Origin of the sequence: Nocardia yamanashiensis NBRC 100130, from assembly GCF_001613325.1 — a bacterium.
GTDB classification, from domain to species: Bacteria; Actinomycetota; Actinomycetes; order Mycobacteriales; family Mycobacteriaceae; genus Nocardia; species Nocardia yamanashiensis.
Genome location: NZ_BDCD01000011.1, coordinates 1 through 16,572, shown reverse-complemented (window position 1 = coordinate 16,572; position 16,572 = coordinate 1). Strand labels below are relative to the sequence as shown.

Below are 16,572 nucleotides of genomic sequence, written 5' to 3'. Positions count from 1 at the left end.
CCCCGTCCCGATCAGCGGAACCCTGAACCCGCATATGCCGAGCCGGTATATGCGGGACCGGCAGAAATCACCGGCCCGACAACCAGAACCGGCAAATCACGAACGTTTCCAACTCGACAACCGATTTCGTACCGACCGGGGTAACTCCCCGGGCACGCCCGAATTCGGCTCCGCACCCAACCGCCGGCAGGCGTACGAAACCGGCGGCTCCCGAGCCGTGCGCTGAAGCCGCGGAGCGGCGGGCAGGCACGCCCGGTCAGCGGGATGGCACTGGGAAAAGGGGCATCGCGCGGGGGTGGGTGCGGCAGGATGTTCCCATGGATCGGCGGCATGCGGCAGCCACGGGCAGGCATCCGGCGGCTGCTCCGATCGTGACGATTCCGGCCCTGCTGGCGGATCGGGCGCGACGGTATCCGGAGGCGGTGGCCATCGCCGGGCCGGCGGGGCGGCTCACCTTCGCCGAGCTGGCCGAGGAGGTCGGTGCGGTGACCCGGGCGGCCATCGCGTCGGGCATCGAGGCCGGGGACCGGGTGGGCATGTGGGCGCCCAACGGGATTCGGTGGATCACGGCCGCGCTGGGGATGCTGGGGGCCGGTGCGACGCTGGTGCCGATCAGCACCCGGCTGCGCGGGGCGGAGACGGCCGAGGTGCTGTGCCGTAGCCGCGCCAAGGCGGTGTGCACGGTGCAGGAGTTCCTGGGCGTCGACTATCCGGCCATGCTGGCCGAGCACAGCGTGACCTTGCCCGAGCTGGAACATCTGATCCTGCTGGACGATTCGCCGGGCGAGAGCATCGACGACTGGGATATCAGCTCCTGGCAGGGCTTCCTGGCCCCGGGCACGGTGGTCCCGCCGGAGTACGCGCGCGAACGCAGCGAGTCCGTAGCCCCGGACGCCATCTCCGACATCCTGTTCACCTCCGGCACCACGGGCGCGCCGAAAGGCGTACTGGCCACCCACGAACAGACCCTGGAGGTCTTCGCCGCCTGGGCCGACGCGGTCACCTTGCGCCCGCGCGACCGCTACCTGCTGGTGAACCCGTTCTCACACACCTTCGGCTACAAGGCGGGCATCATCGCCTGCCTGCTGAAGACCGCGACCATGGTCCCGATCGAACGTTTCGAGACCCGCGCGGTACTGCGCCTGATCGAGAACGAGCGCATCACCGTACTCGCCGGTCCCCCAACGCTTTTCGATGATCTGCTGCACGCCGACCGCTCGGACTTCATGCTCGGCTCACTGCGCCTGGCGGGCACCGGCGGCGCGACCGTCCCCGCCGAACTGGTGGACCGGATTCGCGAAGAGCTGGGCGTTCCTTACGTTTTCACCGCCTACGGCCTCACCGAGTCGATCGGCGTGGTGACGGTGTGCCCGCCCGCCGCGCCCACCGAGCTGGTCGCGGGCACGGCCGGAAAAGCCCTGCCCGGCACCGAGATCCGCATCACCGCCCGCGACGGCACGCCGGTCGCCCCGGGCGAGGAAGGCGAGATCACCGTCAAGGGCCCGAATGTCATGCTCGGCTATCTCGACGATCCGGAGGCCACCGCCGCCGTCATCGACCCGGACGGCTACCTGCACACCGGCGATATCGGCACCTTGGACGCGGACGGCTACCTGCGCATCACCGACCGGCTCAAGGACATGTTCATCGTCGGCGGCTTCAACGCCTATCCCGCCGAGATCGAGCGAATCCTGCTGCAGCACCCCGATATTCGCGATGTGGCGGTGGTCGGCGTACCGGACCCGCGCCTGGGCGAGGTGGGCCGCGCGGTGGTGGTCCCGCAGACCGGCATCGATGACGCCGAGGCCATCGCGGAAGCCATCATCGAATGGTCCCGGGACAAACTGGCGGGCTACAAGGTGCCCCGCGAGATCGTCTTCACCGACCAGCTGCCGCGCAATGCGGGCGGCAAGGTGCTCAAGGGTCAGCTGCGCAATCCGGCCTGAACGCGTGCACCGATCGCGGGGGTCTTGGCATCCCCGCGATCCGGCGCTAGCGTGCACCCTGGATATGCAATTAGTTGACTATGAGAGGTGGGGCCCGATGCATCCCTTCCGTGCCGCCGTGGAAGCCCGCGACGAAGCCGCCATCGAAGCGCTGCTGGCCGACAATGTGGTCTTCACCAGCCCGGTGGCCTTCAAGCCGTATCCGGGCAAGGCCATCACCGCGGCCATCCTGCGCGCGGTCATCCAGGTGTTCGAGAACTTCCGCTACGTCCGCGAGATCGCCGACGCCGGCGGCCGCGATCACGCCCTGGTCTTCGAGGCCACCGTCGACGGCAAACAGCTCACCGGCTGTGACTTCCTGCATTTCGACGCCGACGGCAAGATCGACGAACTGATGGTGATGGTCCGCCCGCTGTCGGCGGCGAACGCCCTGGCCGCCCGCATGGGCGAACGGTTCGAGCAGATCACCGCCGAGGCCACCGCGCAGCTGCAGCGCGAGGCCGCGGGAGCCTGAGCGCTCAGACGCCGAGCACCGGCCCGTCCGCCTACCGGTACAGGTGCGCGATTTCCGGCCGCACGATGGACCCGGGCATCTCGGCGTCGAACCACCTGTCCACATGCGTCCAGTGGTACGGGTGCAGCAGATAGTCGCCGTTGAGCCCGTCGGGATCGGCGAATTCCTGTTCCCAGACATGGGTGAACCGGTCGTCGCCAGCCACCCGGCTCAGGGCCCAGGACTTTATGGCGGCGATGTGGGCGGGCATGGCCATCAGGTCGGCTTCGAAGCGTTGCACCACCTCCGACGGCGTGCCGGGCCGCACCCCGAGCAGCAGCGTCCGCTTCACCCGGCGCTCGTGCGGGAGGCGGGCGATGCGGGAGTTGACCGGGGACAGCGGCACCACCCGCGCGCCGTCGGGCAGTTCGCCGAGCGCCTGCACCGGTGCGATATCCGCGGTCAGATCCCACACCGCGCCGAGACCGCCGGTGCTGCCGGGCAATTCGGCTCCGGCCGAGCAGTGCGCGACGCCCGGCGTGGCGGTGGCGGCGGCCGCGCGGGCCGTCAGTTCGGGTTCGCCGCCGGGGAGCGGGCTCAGGACTATCCAGCGACTCATGCCCGGACCTCCGTCTCGACGGCCGCCGGTGCGGCATCGACGGTCTGTTGCGCGGCCAGCACATGCCGTTCCCGCGCCAGCGCGACGGCGTCGGTCTCGGCCCAGAACCGGGTCACCGCGGCATCGGCGCCGGCCATCCCGCGCATACCGTAGAAGTCGTAGATCCCCGGCAGCTCCCAGATGATCTGCCACGCAACCGAATCCGCCCCGGCATGCTCGCGCCACACCTGCGGATCCCGCATACCGCGCGCGGTCGCGCCCGGCACGTAGTCGGCACGCCAGCGCGCCAGCCAGTCATCGGCGCGATCGGCGGGCAGCACGACGCGATCGAGAATGCGGACCGCGTTCACAGCTTCGCCACCACGTCGTTGCGGTACCGCTCCACGTACCCGGCCAGCGATTCCACGCCGTTCAGCAGCGATTCCGGCCCGAAAATGGGCGGGGTCAGCACGATTCGGCTCGCCCCGGCGGTCACGTAGGGGCGCACGTAGTCGGCTTCGAACTCGCGCACGAAGTCGAACGACCCCGGCCAGATGGTCATTTCCACGGCGTCCCCGGAACGTCCTGCCGCCGTGGCGATCTCGCGCACCTTGTCCGCGCCGCGCGCGAAGTCCTCGGAGCCGATGGTGTACGGGAACCACCCGTCGCCGACCTTGCCCGCCCGGCGCACTGCCGGTGCGCTGTTGCCGCCCAGCACGATCGGCACCGACCTCGCCGGCTGCGGCAGGCAGAACTGCCGCTCGAACGATACATGCTTACCGCTGTAGCTGGCCGGGGACTGCGTCCACAGCGCCCGCATGGCCGCGATGCAGTCGTCGAGTTGCCCGCCGCGATCGGCGAACGAGGCCCCGATCGCCGCGTATTCCTCTTTCTGCCAGCCGATTCCGAGCCCGAGCAGCAGGCGGCCGTCGGATTGGATGTCGAGGGTCGCCGCCCGCTTGGCCAGCACCACCGGACTGTGCAGCGGCGCGACCACCATCGCGGTGCCGAGTTTGAGGGTGCGCGAGGCGGCGGCCAGGAAGGCGAGGGTCTCCAGGGGGTCGGTCATCGGCACGCCGAGATCGCCGCCGGGCATCTTGCCGTCGGGTGAGTACGGGTAGAGCGGTTCGTAATTGTCCGCCACCACCACGTGCTCCACGGTCCAGATCGATTCGAGCCCGCATTCCTCGGCGGCGGCGGCGAATTCGCGCAGGAACGCACCCGACGTCACCAAGCCGTCCAGGTACGGCATGAGCATGCCGATACGCATCAGGCACCTCCAATTCTGTTGTCCACGACCGATTTCAAAGGCCGATAGCCCCGCGCACTGGAATGCGGGGCTATCGGCCGTAGGTCCGGGGCCGGATCGCGGCGGCTCCGGAGCCTAGATCTCCTTGCGCATCTGCGCGGTCAGCGGCTTCATGTAGCCGGAGCCGAGCAGGCGGCGCATGACGTTCATCGCCTTGGCGTCCTTGCCGATCAGGATGAGCGGCTTGTTCTTGCGGATGCCCGCGAGCACGGTCTTGGCGCAGTCCTCGGGGCTGGTCTGGGCCAGCCGGTCGAAGTTCTCGGCCAGCGCGTCCCGGTCGCGGTTGGCGGAAGCGCGTGCCTTCCAGGCGATCTCGGTCTTGATCATGCCCGGGTGCACGGAGGAGACGCCCACATTGTGGCCCGCGATGATCATTTCCTGGCGCAGCGCGTCGGTGAAGCCGTGCATGGCGTACTTGGACGAGCTGTAGCCGCCCTGGCTCGGGCAGGCCACCAGGCCGAACATGGACGACACATTGGCGATGTGCCCGTCCCCGGAGGCGATCACGTGCGGCAAGAACGCCTTGGTGCCGTGCGCGGTGCCCCAGAAGTTGATGCCGAAGATCCACTCCAGGTCTTCCCAGGTGACGTCCTCGATATTGGCGGTCAGCGAGACGCCGGCATTGTTGATGACGATGTTCACCTTGCCGAAGTCGGCGACGACCTCGTCGGCGTGCGCGTACACCGCGGCCCGATCGGTGACGTCCAGCTTGTAGGCCTTGGCCTTGACGCCTTCCTTCTCGCACAGGGCCACGGTCTCGGCGACGTTCTCGAGATTGCGGCCGGACAGCGCCAGCTGCGCGCCGTTGCGGGCCAATTCGATGGCCAGCGCCCGGCCGATACCGGCGCCCGCACCGGTGATGACGGCGACCTTGCCGCGGAAATCCTTCATGGGCCTGTTCCTTACTGAGTGGTGAAGCCGCCGTCGGCGATGAATTCCGACCCGGTGCTGTAGGAGGATTCGTCCGAGATGAGGAACAGCACCAGGTTGGCGAGTTCCTCGGGGGTGCCCGGCCGGGCGATGGGCTGGTTCTTCGCGATGCTCGCGGACCGCTCCGAGGCGGCGACCATCTCGGTGGCGACGATGCCCGGGTGCACGGAATTGGCGCGGATATTGTCCGAAGCCAGCTCCTGCGCAGCGGTTTTCGTCATGCCGCGCACCGCCCACTTGGACGCCACGTAGCCGAGGATGTTGGAGTAGCCGATGAGCCCGCCGGTCGAGGAGATGTTCACGATCGACCCGACGCCCGCGCGCCGCATGGAACCGATCACGGCCTTCATGCCCAGGAACACGCCGACCTGATTGACGTCGATGACCTTGCGGTAGTCGGCTTCCGACAGCTTCTCGATCGGATCGACGTGCACGATGCCCGCATTGTTGACCAGGCCGGACACCGGCCCGAAGGTCGCCTCGGCCGTGGAAACCACGTCGTTCCAAGCGTTTTCGTCGGTCACGTCGAGCGCCTGGAACAGCGCGCCGTCGCCGAGTTCGGCGGCCAGCTCCGCGCCCTCGTCCACCAGCACATCGGCGATGACGACCTTCGCGCCCTCACTCGCCAGCTTGCGCGCGAACGCCGCGCCCATGCCGCGCGCGCCGCCGGTGACGATCACGACCTTGGTATCGACCCGTCCCATGTCACTGCTCCTTCTGCGCGGCGGGCTTGCGGGCCGGGCGCTTGGCCGGGGCCGCCGAAACCGCTTCCGCCGGTTCCTGATCCGCCAGGTGATTGGCCGCGATGTAGCCGAACACCATGGCCGGGCCGATGGTCGCGCCCGCGCCGGCGTAGTCGTTGCCCATGACGGCGGCCGAATTGTTGCCCGCCGCGTAGAGACCGGTGATGACGTTGCCCTGGTCGTCCAGCACCCGGGCGTGCTCGTCGGTGACCAGGCCGCCCTTGGTGCCCAGATCGCCCGGCACCATCTCGACCGCGTAGAACGGACCGCGCTCGAGCGGGGCCAGGGTCGGGTTGGGCTTGACGGTCGGATCGCCGTAGTAGCGGTCGTAGGCCGAATCGCCGCGCAGGAAGTCCTCGTCGCGGCCGGCGCGCGCGAAACCGTTGAACCGCTCCACGGTGGCGGCCAGCTTGTCGGCCGGGATGTTCAGCTTGGCGGCCAGTTCGGCGAGGGTGTCGGCCTGCTTGATGATGCCCGCGTCGAAGTACTTCTGCGGCAGCGGGCGCTTGGGGAAGTTGCCCAGGAACAGGTACCGGTCGCGGAAGTTCTGGTCGAAGATGAAATGCGCCGGAATGCTGCCCGGCACCTTCTCCTCTTCCTCGTACATGGTGTGCACGACGTTCACGTACGGCGCGGACTCGTTGACGAACCGCTCGCCGTTGGCATTGACCACGATCGCGCCCGGCTGCGAGCGCTCGGCCAGCATGAAGAACGGCGGGCCGTCGGGGTTGCGCACGGACGGGCCCCACCAGGCGTCGTCCATGAGATCGACCGCGCCGCCGGCCTTCTGGCCCGCCACGATGCCCTCGCCGATGTTCTCGGTCGCGCCGACGGTCCAGGCAGTGTTCTGCGGTCCGGCGATGTACTGCTCGCGCATTTCGAGGTTGTGCTCGAAACCGCCGGCGGCCAGCACCACGCCGCGCTTGGCCTTGATGGTGACCGGGCGGCCCTCGTGCTCGGCCTTGACGCCGACCACCACGCCGCCTTCCACGATCACCTCGGTGAGCGGGGTGTTGAGCCACACCGGCACGCCCGCGTCGCGCAGCGACAGCCACAGCCGGGCCGCCAGGGCCTTGCCCAGGCTCAGCGGCAGCGCGCCCTTGAGCATGTTCAGCGCGGTCTTCGCGCCCACCTTGATCGCGGTCTTCTTGCCCGCCCAGGTGCGCGCGATCATGTTCAGGTCGTGGAAGTCCTTGACCGTGATGGCGATTCCCGCGGGCGCGGACATGGTCGGCTTGTTGATCTTGTGCAGATCGCCGCCCAGCAGCCGCCCGTCGATCGGCTTCGGCTCGATGCTGCGGCCCTGCGCCAGACCGCCCGGGTACTCCGGGTGATAGTCGGAATAGCCGCGGTCGTAGGCGAACTCCCAGTACTTGGAGCGAGCGCCGATGTAGCGGAACATCTCCGGGCCGTGCTCCAGGAACGCCTGCTGCTTGGCGTCCGGGACCCGGTCACCCACAACGGCTTTGAGATATGTGCGCGCCATGGTCTGGCTGTCCGGCACCCCGGCCGCCTGCAGCACCGGATTGTTCGGCACCCAGATGCCGCCGCCCGAACGCGCGGTGGAACCGCCGAACAGGTGGCTCTTCTCGATCAGGGTGACCGACAGGCCACGATAGGCGGCGGTCAGCGCGGCGGTCATGCCCGCCGCACCGGAACCCACGACCACGACGTCGAATTCGAATTCCATGAGAGTTCAGTCCTTAGTAGCCGCAGCTGGTCAACATGCCGCCGTCGACGACGAATTCGCCGCCCGTGCAATAGCTCGAGGCATCGGAGGCCAGGAACAGCGCCACCTCGGAGACCTCGACCGGCCGGCCCCAGCGCGGAATGGGCAATTCGGAGAAGAAGGTATTGCCGTCCACCCCGGACGCGCCCGCGACAGCGGCGGTCATGGGGGTGGCGATACCGCCGGGGTGCAGGGAGTTCACCCGGATACCCGAGTGGCCCAGCTCCCGGGCGGCAGACTTGGTGAGCCCGCGCAGCGCGAACTTGCTCGCGCTGTAGGCGGAGAGCCCGGACGCGCCGACGAAGCCCTCGACCGAGGACACGTTCACGATGGCACCGCCGCCGGCCGCGGTCATGGCCGCGGCGACCGACTTGATGCCGAGGAACGCGCCGGTCAGATTGATGTTCATGATCAGCTGGAACTCGTCCAGGGTCATGTCGACGATCTTCTTGAACCGCAGGATGCCGGCATTGTTGACCAGCACGTCCAGCTTGCCGAAGCGCTCGACCGCGGCGGAAACCGCGGCGGTCCAATCGCTTTCGCTGGTCACGTCGTGATGCACGTAGGCGACCGCGTCGCCGAGTTCGGCCGCGAGGGCCTTGCCCTCGTCGTCGAGCACATCACCGAACACGACGCGCGCGCCTTCGGCGACGAAACGCCGCACATGCTCCGCGCCCATGCCACGCGCACCGCCCGTGACGAGGGCTACCTTGCCGTCCAGCTGTCCCACGGATTCCCGTCCTTCCGATTCACCATCGCCCGACGCGGGGCCTCACCTACTCGCGACACCCTGCGCCGCGCGTACAGCTCGGCGCAGCGATGGAAGTGGCTGTGGAACCGACGGTAAGTCTGCGGAAACCGGGCGGCACGGTGTGGTCCCGGCCACTGAGACAACTCGATGACCTGCCGGTATGAGTGCAGAAGTATTTCGGTTAGGCATTGCCGCCTGGACCGGCCGGAAGCAGGAGTCTCTGATGAAGTTCTCGATGATCTTCGAAGCGCAGATGACCGATCCGACCGCCGAGCACGAGGCACAGGTCTTACGCGACTCCGTCGAGCAGGCCGTGCTGGCCGACGAGATGGGGTTCGACACGGTCTGGGCGGTCGAACACCACGGGCTCAAGTGGTACGCGCACATGAGCGCCCCGGAGATCTTCCTGACCTGGGTCGCGGCCAAGACCTCGCGGGTCCGCATCGGGCACGGGGTCGTGTGCATGCCGTTCAACTTCAATCACCCGGTGCGGGCGGCCGAACGCGCGGCCATGCTGGACGTGCTGTCCGGCGGGCGGCTGAATCTGGGTGCGGGGCGCGGGTCCACCGAGGTCGAAACCTCCATGTGCGGAGTCGATCCGGCGCGGACCTATCAGGAGGTCGAGGAATCGCTGCGGATGATCGCGTCCGCATGGCAGGACCCCGAGGCCGAATTCGAGTATCACGGTGAGCTTCTGGATATCTCGCCGCACCATCTGCTGCCGCGCCCGGTGCAGCGGCCGCATCCGCCGCTGTTCATGGCGTGCACCAAGAAGGACACGCTGCAGCTCGCGGCGGAGTACGGAATCGGTGCTCTGGTACTGGGTTTCGCGGGCGTGGCGGAGATCGCGGAACTGCGGCGCATCTATGACGACGCGATCGCCGCGCGTACCGGGGAGCGGTTCGTCTCGACCGTCGTCAACGATCATTTCGCGGCGCTGTGCCCGACCATCGTGCTCGACGATCGCGAGCAGGCGATTCAGATCGGCGCACGTGGGCAGCGGTTCTTCGCGCAGGCCATCAAGCACTACTACGGTGCGGGGCCCATCCCGGACGAGGCCGTCGACCCCACCGCCGACGCCGTCGCCCAGATGCGCGAAGCCGAAGCCGAGCACGTCGCCTACCTGCACGAAGCCAAGATTCCGGTGAAGACCGGCGCGACCGCCATCTTCAATACCGAGCACGCCTACGGCACCGCCGACGACGCCATCGCCTACGTGGAGCAGCTGCAGGCGGCCGGGGCCGACGAGATCCTGTGCCTGATCCAGATGGGCACGGTCCCCCAAGAGGCGTGCCTGGAAACCATTCGTCAGTGGGGCGAGAAGGTCATCCCTCACTTCCGTAACAAGTAGCAACGACAGAAGGAACCGAAATGGCTGATCTGACCGGCAAAGTCGCCCTGATCACCGGCGCCGCCCGCGGCCAGGGCGCGGCCGAGGCGCGCCTGTTCGTGGCGCGCGGCGCCAAGGTCGTCATCACCGACGTGCTCGAAGCCGAAGGCAAGGAACTGGCCGACTCCCTCGGTGACGCCGCCGTTTTCGTGCGCCACGACGTCACCGACGCCGAGAGCTGGCAGGCCGCCGTCGACACCGCCGTCGACACCTTCGGCAAGCTGGACGTGCTGGTCAACAATGCCGCCATCTACATCATGAAGCCGCTCATGGAGACCACTCCCGATGAGCTGGAACGGATTCTGAAGGTCAACCTGATCGGCGCGTTCCTGGGCATTCAGGCCGTGGTGCCGGGCATGACCGAGAACGGCGGCGGTTCCATCGTGAACATCTCCTCGCAGGCCGGGCTCGAGGGCCTGATGAACCACTCCGCCTACGGCTCCTCCAAGTGGGGGCTGCGCGGCCTGTCCAAGATCTCCGCGCTGGAGCTCGGGCCCGCCCAGATCCGGGTCAACTCGGTGCATCCCGGCCCCATCGCCACCCCGATGGTGCCCTATCTGACCACCGGCCCGGGCAGCTTCCCGACCCTGCCGCTGGAGCGCACCGGCCTGCCGGAGGAAGTCGCCGAACTGGTCGCCTTCCTCGCCTCGGACGCTTCGGCCTACATCACCGGCGCGGAGGTGACCGTCGACGGCGGCCTGGCCGCCGGCAAGTTCATCCCGCGCGGAATGTAACTCCCGCAAGGCAACTCAGGAAGGCTCGTCATGTCCCTGTCCCCCGAATGGCAGACGTTCGTGGACGCCGCGTCGGCGGCGTTCCCGGCGCTGGGCACCGAGGTGCTCGACGCCGCCGACGCGCGGGCCTTCCTGGCCGCCCGCCCCGCCGTCAAAGCCGAACCGATTTCCGTTGCGGCGGTGGAGGAATGGCTGGTGCCGGGACCGGCCGACGCCCCCGAGATCCCGGTGCGGCTGTACCGGCCGCTCGATGCCGAATCGACTCCGGCCGTGGTGGTCTTCTATCACGGCGGCGGATTCGTGCTGTGCAACTTGGAAAGTCACGACAAGTTCTGCCGCATGATGGCCAATGCGGCCGGGGTGATGGTGATTTCGGTGGATTACCGCCGCGCCCCCGACGCCCGCTTCCCGGCCGCCGCCGACGACGCCTACGCCGTGCTGCGCTGGGTGGCCGACAATGCCGAATCCCTCGGCGGCGATCCCACCCGGCTCGCGGTGGCCGGGGACAGCGCGGGCGGCAATCTCGCCACCGTGGCCGCATTGCAGGCCCGCGACAACGGCATTCCCGACGTGGTCTTCCAGCTGCTCCTGTACCCGATGCTGGACCCCGCCACCGACAGCGGCTCCTACACCGACAATGCCGAGGGCTATTTCACCACCGCGGCGCACCTGCGCTGGTATTGGCAGCAGTACCTGAATTCCGAAGCGGACAAGGCCAATCCGTACGCCAATCCCATGGTCGCCGACCTGTCCGGCCTGCCGCCCGCCTATATCGCCACCGCCGAATTCGATCCGCTGCGCGACGAAGGCGAGGCCTACGGTCAGCGGCTGCGCGACGCGGGTATCGAGGCGGAGATCCATCGCTGGAACGGCACCGTGCACGGCTTCATGTCGATGGCCTTCCATCTGCGAGAAACCCAGCGCGCCAATACCTCCGCCTTCGCCGCGCTGCGCAAGGCGCTGACGCGCACGCCGACGGAAGCCCGCTGAATCGTTTGCCTGGAATTCCCAGCCGGTTCACAGGGCGAGCGGTTAGCATCGCCGGAGTTCGTCCATATGAAACGTCAGGGATTCTCTTGTCGGTTGCACGCCTTCTCACGCCGGTGCTCGGCACCGCCGCCGTGGCCATGACCATCACCACCGGGACCGCCGGGGCCGCGGGCCAGTCCTTCGGCACCATCGCGATATCCCAGCTCAGGAATACCGCGGTGGTGTCCACCGGATCGGGCAAGGTCTCGGCCGACGCCGCGGCCATCCGCGACTGCGCCAACTACGACTGCGAGATCGTATTCCGATTCACCGCCGGGTGCGGGGCCATCGCGCAGGGCGCGGACGGCAAATGGGGCTGGGCGGCAGCGGGTTCCCGCGAGGAAGCCGAACAGAACGCGGTGAGCGGACTGGGCGAGAGCGCCCCGGCCTTCCCCGACCTCGGCAGTGCGTCGCCGCGGGCGGCCAAGGTCGTCAGCTCGGCCTGCACCAGCTAGCGCTCAATGGTGGTAGCGCGCCTCGTAAGCGGCGCGCTCGGCCGCCCGCCGGCTCGCCCGGTGCGGGTTCTCCAGGTCCTCCGGCAGCCCGTGCCGGACCAGGCGGTGCGCGCGATTCATCGGCATGTAGGCGACGATGTAGAACACCGCCAGCAGCACGCCGAGCAGGATCACCGCCAGGCGCAACCACAGTTCGCCGGGCAGCAGCAGGAACAGCGCGAAGATCGGCAGCATGGGAACCAGGCCGCGCACGATATGGCGCGGGACCGCCCAGGCGCCGGTCAGGTCGTTGCGCACCCAATCCTGTAGCTGGTCGGGGAGTTTGCGGCCGAAGGCGTAGCCGATCCACTGAATCGGATTGGGGCGCTTCATTATCGAGATCCCTTCTGCGGTTCCGGCAGCACCGAGCGACGTGCCGCGTCGTTCACGCGGGTGAGCACGTCACGCAGTTCCTCCAATTCGGCGAGCGTCACACCGAGCCGTTCCACCACGGCCGGCGGAATCTTCTCCGCCTGCTTACGCAGCGCCCGGCCCGCGTCGGTGAGGTCGACCACGAGGTTGCGTTCGTCGTTCACGGCCCGCCGCCGGGTGATGAACCCCGCCGCTTCCAGGCGTTTGAGCAGCGGCGACAGCGTCGGTGAATCCAGCTGAATGGCCTCGCCGATGGCCTTGACCGACATCGGGGACTCGCCCCACAGCGCCAGCATGACCAGATACTGCGGATGGGTCAGGCCCATCGGTTCCAGCAGCGGCCGGTAGACGGCCAGCACCGCGCGATTGGCGACGGCCAGCGCGAAGCACACCTGGCGGTCCAGCCGCAGCATGTCCTCTGTTTCCGGTTCCACGAAACACCTCCTCGCCACCGAAGCTTAGCGTACAAATACTTCATGCACTAACTATTCGAGGGCGAGGAGTATTCCGGGCGGGATCGTTGCAGGTCAGTCGCGGGGCAGCGACATCAGACGCGCGGTGTTCATGTAGTCACGAAAGAGCGTCACCAGGCCGTCGTGGACATGCACCACGTTCACCGACGAGCGCACCTGCTCGCGGCCGCGGTCGGGGCGGGTCACATCCACCTCGTTCTCGACCACGAAGACGGCCGGGTCGGAGGTTTCGTGCACGAAGGGGTGGATGCCGTGCACCTCGATGCTGGACATGGAACCCCAACGGGCGGCGAGGAATTCGCGGATCTGCTCGCGGCCCTCGAGGCGTTCGGGCAGGCCGGGGACGGTGAACGGCATTTCGAAGACGGCGTCCGGGGCCAGGTGCGCGGCGAAGGCATCGGCGTCGCGGGCGGGGAGTTCCTTGAACAGCTTTTCGACCAGGTCACGGGCGGTTTCGACGGGGTGGGACATGGGAGCCTCCAGAAACGGAACGTATGACCCGGTTAATATTCGGGGCGTGCGCCCCGGTTGTCAATGGGCGGTACGCTCCTGAGGTGACCGAACGACCCCTGCGCGCCGACGCCCGCCGCAATCGCGAACGCGTACTGGCCGCCGCGCAGGAAGCCTTTGCGGCCGAAGGGGTTTCGGTGCCATTGGACGAGATCGCCCGACGCGCGGGGGTGGGGCCGGGGACCGTGTACCGGCACTTCCCCACCAAGGAGGCGCTGTTCGAGGCGGCCATGCTGGATCGCATCGAGCGCATGGCCGAACGGGCGCGCGCGGCCGCGAGCAGCGCGGAGCCCGGGGCGGCGTTCTTCGAATTCCTGGATCGCATGGTCATGGAGGGGGCGGCCAAACGCGATCTGGCGGCCGCGCTCGGGCCGCATGATCCGGCCACCTATGCCGGGCCGACCGCCGTCATGAAAGACGCCATCGGCGAACTGCTTTCGCGCGCTCAGGCCGCGGGGGCGGTGCGCGCCGATATCGGCATCGGCGATCTCATGACGCTGCTGCAGGGCCATTTCCTGGCCATGCACGCGGCGGGCTCCGATCCCGGGCTGCGCGATCGCACCTTCGCCGTGCTCGCCGACGGGCTGCGCCACCGGTAACTGCGGTCGCCAGGAAATTGCGGGTTGCCTCGGCTCCGGGGTTTAATTGCGCGGAGATTCGGCGATGTCCCCCATGTTTTGGCGCGGGTGATGCTTTGATGCACACGTGTGCTCAGCGGTTGCCGAAGCGGCGCCCGAGCCGTTGCTCTGCTTCCGGGTTCGCTCCGATCGGCCGACGTGAGGGAGATCAGATTCGATGAAGCGTGTGCTGCGCAGCGCCGCGGTGGCGGCCGGACTGATGGTGGCTTCCTGCGCCCAGGACCGTGAACCCGAACCCGCCCCGCAGCCGCCGCCGCGCACGCTCACCATCGGCATCAAATTCGATCAGCCCGGGCTGTCCACTCGCACCGCCGACGGCAAACCGACCGGCTTCGACGTCGATACCGCCGTCTACATCGCGGACCGGCTCGGCGTCCGGCCCGAGCACATCACCTGGCGGGAAGCCCGTTCCGAGCAGCGCGAGGAGCTGTTGAATTCCGGCACAGTCGATTTCGTGGTGGCCTCGTATTCGATCACCGCGGGCCGCCAGCAGCTCGTCTCCTTCGCCGGGCCCTATCTGATCGCCGGGCAGGATCTGCTGGTCCGGCAGAGCGAAACCGGCATCGAGCGGCCCGAGGATCTCAACGGCCGCACCGTCTGCACCGCCGAGGGCTCGACCTCCGCCGAGAAGATCCGCAGAAGTTTCGCCCGCAATGTCAGACTCAGCACCCGCGACACCTACGCCCAATGCGTCGCCGACCTGATCTCCGGCACCGTCGACGCCGTCACCACCGACGACGTCATCCTGGCCGGCTACGCCCGCGAGCACCCCGGCACCCTGCGCGTCGTCGGCCATCGTTTCACCCGTGAGCGCTACGGCGTCGGCGTCCGAAAAGGCGATCTGGCCTTGCAATCCCAGATCACCGCCGCCATTCGCACCATGATCGCCGACGGCACCTGGCGCCGCACCATGGCCGCCAATCTCGTCACCACCGGCTCCAAACCCTTCACCGCCCCCGTGGTCTTCAACGCCCCCGACCAGCCCCTCACCCCCGGCGACCCCACCACCCTCGACCCCGACCTGGTCCGCGTCACCAAAGCCATCTCCGCCACCTCCAACGCCCGCGACTGGGAAGGCTTCCGCTCCCTCGTCTGCCCCGAAACCGCCGACGCCATAGACGAAATAGTCACCACCTACACCCCCCAATACGACAAAACCCTCGGCCCCGAAGTAAAAACCGCCGGCTTCACCAACACCGTCACCGGCGTCACCCAATCCGACCCCGACACCGCCACCTTCGTCTTCCACGAAGCCTTCACCAACGTCCCCGAAAAATACCGCCACTACTTCAAGGACATCGACTACACCGGCAACCTCGTCCGCCGCAACGGCGAATGGAAACTCTGCTCCCTCGCAGCCGATTTCGTGGAGCCGTGAACCCCTGAGTGGCCGCTACGGGCCGCTCTGCCAGGTGCCGAGCGAGCACATCACCGCGAGCCCCGAGAAATCGCGTCCCACCGCCTGGGTGTCGGGATCGCACGCGGTGCCGGCATTGTGCACACCGGGCGCGATCGTGCCGGCCATGGCGACCCAGCGGGGTGGGTTGGCGCTACCCATCGACGCGCAGACCAGCGTGCTGCCGTCGGATGCCGTCCCGAAGCTGCGGACCTGCGCCCGGGTGCACGTGGCGCCCTGAGCCACCGTGGCGGGCGGTTTGGTCGTCGTCACCACCGGGGGTTCGACCGTCGTCGGTGCCGGGGGTGGCGGGGGAACCACCGTAGATTCGATGGTGGGTGCAACCGAAGTGCTTGTCGTCGTGGTTATTTCGATACGCGGCAAGGCCGTGGCCGACTCCGTGTCGTTGCTGCCGCCTACCAGCACCGCGAAGAAGCCGAGTACCGCTACGAGTTCGAGCGCCCCGAGCACCAGCGCGGAGATCGCCATGCCACGGCCGCCCCGATGGCGCAGCGCCAGCACGCCGAAGACGATCGCGACCGGGATGATCCCCAGCAACGCGGCCACCAGCGCGATCACCGCCAGCGGGTTGATGATTCGGTCCGGCGCGTCCGGCTGCCGCTCGGCGCCTTTGGATAGGTCCATGTGTGCACTCCCCTGTTCGTCGTAGCGAATATTCACATGCGCTCGATCGATCCCGCCACTTACCGTGTGTGGCAGTAGAGAGAAAGGACAGCCGATGTTTCCCGTCGAGCTGCGCGGAGCACGAGCGCAGACGCTCATGTGGGCCCACGAGCACGAGGTCGAAGCGGCCGCGTTGCAGCAATTGCGGAATATCGCGCGCCTGGAGTGGGTGTACGGAGTGCGGGTCATGCCGGATGTGCACCTGGGTAAGGGCGCCACCGTTGGATCTGTGATCGCTATGAAGGATGCGGTTGCTCCCGCTGCGGTGGGTGTGGATATCGGGTGCGGAATGGAAGCGGTGCGGACTTCGCTGACGGCTCCCGATCTGCCGGATGATCTGCATTCGCTGCGGT

20 protein-coding genes are annotated in these 16,572 nt (G+C 68.0%); 9 read left to right on the top strand and 11 right to left on the bottom strand.

Features of this window, described 5'->3' with window-relative positions; translation table 11 throughout:
• Positions 1-317 precede the first annotated feature (317 nt).
• Positions 318-1,946 (top strand): FadD3 family acyl-CoA ligase, encoded by a 1,629-nt coding sequence (locus tag NY1_RS10715; RefSeq protein WP_067710792.1) that lies wholly within the window; start codon positions 318-320, stop codon positions 1,944-1,946.
• A gap of 97 nt (positions 1,947-2,043) precedes the next feature.
• A complete protein-coding gene (locus NY1_RS10710; protein WP_067710791.1) occupies positions 2,044-2,460 on the top strand; it encodes a nuclear transport factor 2 family protein in 417 nt (138 codons plus the stop codon).
• A gap of 31 nt (positions 2,461-2,491) precedes the next feature.
• On the opposite strand, the gene NY1_RS10705 is transcribed toward NY1_RS10710, so the two are convergent.
• From NY1_RS10705 to NY1_RS10675, 7 genes are all read right to left on the bottom strand, one after another.
• Positions 2,492-3,058: a Dabb family protein gene (locus NY1_RS10705; protein ID WP_067710790.1), complete on the bottom strand. Its 567-nt coding sequence runs from the start codon at positions 3,056-3,058 to the stop codon at positions 2,492-2,494.
• On the bottom strand, positions 3,055-3,408 hold the full coding sequence (locus NY1_RS10700; protein WP_067710789.1) for a hypothetical protein: 354 nt from the start codon (positions 3,406-3,408) through the stop codon (positions 3,055-3,057). The genes NY1_RS10705 and NY1_RS10700 overlap by 4 nt, the downstream gene beginning before the upstream one ends.
• The gene (locus NY1_RS10695) at positions 3,405-4,307 is read right to left on the bottom strand and encodes an LLM class F420-dependent oxidoreductase (RefSeq protein WP_067710788.1); all 903 of its coding nucleotides are present in this window, start codon (positions 4,305-4,307) and stop codon (positions 3,405-3,407) included. Before NY1_RS10695 ends, NY1_RS10700 begins: the two co-directional genes overlap by 4 nt.
• A gap of 114 nt (positions 4,308-4,421) precedes the next feature.
• Positions 4,422-5,237 (bottom strand): SDR family NAD(P)-dependent oxidoreductase, encoded by an 816-nt coding sequence (locus NY1_RS10690; RefSeq protein WP_067710787.1) that lies wholly within the window; start codon positions 5,235-5,237, stop codon positions 4,422-4,424.
• Positions 5,238-5,248: 11 nt separating this feature from the next.
• Positions 5,249-5,980 (bottom strand): glucose 1-dehydrogenase, encoded by a 732-nt coding sequence (locus NY1_RS10685; protein ID WP_067710786.1) that lies wholly within the window; start codon positions 5,978-5,980, stop codon positions 5,249-5,251.
• A gap of 1 nt (position 5,981) precedes the next feature.
• The gene (gene kstD, locus NY1_RS10680) at positions 5,982-7,709 is read right to left on the bottom strand and encodes a 3-oxosteroid 1-dehydrogenase (RefSeq protein WP_067710785.1); all 1,728 of its coding nucleotides are present in this window, start codon (positions 7,707-7,709) and stop codon (positions 5,982-5,984) included.
• Positions 7,710-7,722: 13 nt separating this feature from the next.
• Positions 7,723-8,478 (bottom strand): glucose 1-dehydrogenase, encoded by a 756-nt coding sequence (locus NY1_RS10675; protein ID WP_067710784.1) that lies wholly within the window; start codon positions 8,476-8,478, stop codon positions 7,723-7,725.
• A gap of 244 nt (positions 8,479-8,722) precedes the next feature.
• Between NY1_RS10675 and NY1_RS10670 the strand changes: the two genes are divergently transcribed.
• The 4 genes from NY1_RS10670 to NY1_RS10655 all read left to right on the top strand — a co-directional run bounded on the left by NY1_RS10670 (position 8,723) and on the right by NY1_RS10655 (position 12,107).
• Positions 8,723-9,850, top strand: coding sequence for an LLM class flavin-dependent oxidoreductase (locus NY1_RS10670; protein ID WP_067710783.1), 1,128 nt, complete (start codon positions 8,723-8,725; stop codon positions 9,848-9,850).
• A 20-nt stretch (positions 9,851-9,870) separates the two neighbouring features.
• On the top strand, positions 9,871-10,623 hold the full coding sequence (locus NY1_RS10665; RefSeq protein WP_067710782.1) for an SDR family NAD(P)-dependent oxidoreductase: 753 nt from the start codon (positions 9,871-9,873) through the stop codon (positions 10,621-10,623).
• Positions 10,624-10,653: 30 nt separating this feature from the next.
• Complete coding sequence (gene lipP1 / locus NY1_RS10660; RefSeq protein WP_067710781.1) at positions 10,654-11,613, top strand: LipP1 family hormone-sensitive lipase; 960 nt, start codon at positions 10,654-10,656, stop codon at positions 11,611-11,613.
• An 86-nt stretch (positions 11,614-11,699) separates the two neighbouring features.
• On the top strand, positions 11,700-12,107 hold the full coding sequence (locus NY1_RS10655) for a DUF4189 domain-containing protein (protein WP_233434277.1): 408 nt from the start codon (positions 11,700-11,702) through the stop codon (positions 12,105-12,107).
• Between the two features lie 3 nt (positions 12,108-12,110).
• Here the strand turns inward: NY1_RS10655 and NY1_RS10650 are convergent, their stop codons facing one another.
• The 3 genes from NY1_RS10650 to NY1_RS10640 form a co-directional block, all read right to left on the bottom strand.
• A complete protein-coding gene (locus NY1_RS10650) occupies positions 12,111-12,479 on the bottom strand; it encodes a DUF5313 family protein (protein WP_067710780.1) in 369 nt (122 codons plus the stop codon).
• Positions 12,479-12,931, bottom strand: a complete 453-nt coding sequence (locus NY1_RS10645) for a MarR family winged helix-turn-helix transcriptional regulator (protein WP_067710779.1) — start codon at positions 12,929-12,931, stop codon at positions 12,479-12,481. Before NY1_RS10645 ends, NY1_RS10650 begins: the two co-directional genes overlap by 1 nt.
• A gap of 114 nt (positions 12,932-13,045) precedes the next feature.
• On the bottom strand, positions 13,046-13,462 hold the full coding sequence (locus NY1_RS10640; protein ID WP_067710778.1) for a nuclear transport factor 2 family protein: 417 nt from the start codon (positions 13,460-13,462) through the stop codon (positions 13,046-13,048).
• Positions 13,463-13,545: 83 nt separating this feature from the next.
• Between NY1_RS10640 and NY1_RS10635 the strand changes: the two genes are divergently transcribed.
• On the top strand, positions 13,546-14,100 hold the full coding sequence (locus NY1_RS10635) for a TetR/AcrR family transcriptional regulator (RefSeq protein WP_067710777.1): 555 nt from the start codon (positions 13,546-13,548) through the stop codon (positions 14,098-14,100).
• Between the two features lie 196 nt (positions 14,101-14,296).
• Positions 14,297-15,517: a glutamate ABC transporter substrate-binding protein gene (locus NY1_RS42760; RefSeq protein ID WP_067710776.1), complete on the top strand. Its 1,221-nt coding sequence runs from the start codon at positions 14,297-14,299 to the stop codon at positions 15,515-15,517.
• A gap of 15 nt (positions 15,518-15,532) precedes the next feature.
• Here the strand turns inward: NY1_RS42760 and NY1_RS42755 are convergent, their stop codons facing one another.
• A complete protein-coding gene (locus tag NY1_RS42755) occupies positions 15,533-16,180 on the bottom strand; it encodes a DUF4190 domain-containing protein (protein WP_157762148.1) in 648 nt (215 codons plus the stop codon).
• Between the two features lie 94 nt (positions 16,181-16,274).
• On the opposite strand from NY1_RS42755, the gene NY1_RS10620 reads away from it, so the two are divergent.
• Positions 16,275-16,572, top strand: a 298-nt coding sequence (locus NY1_RS10620) for an RtcB family protein (protein WP_174567171.1), incomplete at its 3' end; no start/stop codon positions are given.

What these genes read in the sequence shown, in the direction of transcription:
- NY1_RS10705 (WP_067710790.1), bottom strand. Translation starts at nt 3,058, where the DNA reads ATGAGTCGCTGGATAGTCCTGAGCCCGCTCCCCGGCGGCGAACCCGAA.
- NY1_RS42760 (WP_067710776.1), top strand. Translation starts at nt 14,297, where the DNA reads ATGAAGCGTGTGCTGCGCAGCGCCGCGGTGGCGGCCGGACTGATGGTG.
- NY1_RS10670 (WP_067710783.1), top strand. Translation starts at nt 8,723, where the DNA reads ATGAAGTTCTCGATGATCTTCGAAGCGCAGATGACCGATCCGACCGCC.
- NY1_RS10650 (WP_067710780.1), bottom strand. Translation starts at nt 12,479, where the DNA reads ATGAAGCGCCCCAATCCGATTCAGTGGATCGGCTACGCCTTCGGCCGC.
- NY1_RS10685 (WP_067710786.1), bottom strand. Translation starts at nt 5,980, where the DNA reads ATGGGACGGGTCGATACCAAGGTCGTGATCGTCACCGGCGGCGCGCGC.
- NY1_RS10710 (WP_067710791.1), top strand. Translation starts at nt 2,044, where the DNA reads ATGCATCCCTTCCGTGCCGCCGTGGAAGCCCGCGACGAAGCCGCCATC.
- NY1_RS10715 (WP_067710792.1), top strand. Translation starts at nt 318, where the DNA reads ATGGATCGGCGGCATGCGGCAGCCACGGGCAGGCATCCGGCGGCTGCT.
- NY1_RS10665 (WP_067710782.1), top strand. Translation starts at nt 9,871, where the DNA reads ATGGCTGATCTGACCGGCAAAGTCGCCCTGATCACCGGCGCCGCCCGC.
- NY1_RS42755 (WP_157762148.1), bottom strand. Translation starts at nt 16,180, where the DNA reads ATGGACCTATCCAAAGGCGCCGAGCGGCAGCCGGACGCGCCGGACCGA.
- NY1_RS10640 (WP_067710778.1), bottom strand. Translation starts at nt 13,462, where the DNA reads ATGTCCCACCCCGTCGAAACCGCCCGTGACCTGGTCGAAAAGCTGTTC.
- NY1_RS10690 (WP_067710787.1), bottom strand. Translation starts at nt 5,237, where the DNA reads ATGAAGGATTTCCGCGGCAAGGTCGCCGTCATCACCGGTGCGGGCGCC.
- lipP1 (WP_067710781.1), top strand. Translation starts at nt 10,654, where the DNA reads ATGTCCCTGTCCCCCGAATGGCAGACGTTCGTGGACGCCGCGTCGGCG.
- NY1_RS10645 (WP_067710779.1), bottom strand. Translation starts at nt 12,931, where the DNA reads ATGCTGCGGCTGGACCGCCAGGTGTGCTTCGCGCTGGCCGTCGCCAAT.
- NY1_RS10695 (WP_067710788.1), bottom strand. Translation starts at nt 4,307, where the DNA reads ATGCGTATCGGCATGCTCATGCCGTACCTGGACGGCTTGGTGACGTCG.
- kstD (WP_067710785.1), bottom strand. Translation starts at nt 7,709, where the DNA reads ATGGAATTCGAATTCGACGTCGTGGTCGTGGGTTCCGGTGCGGCGGGC.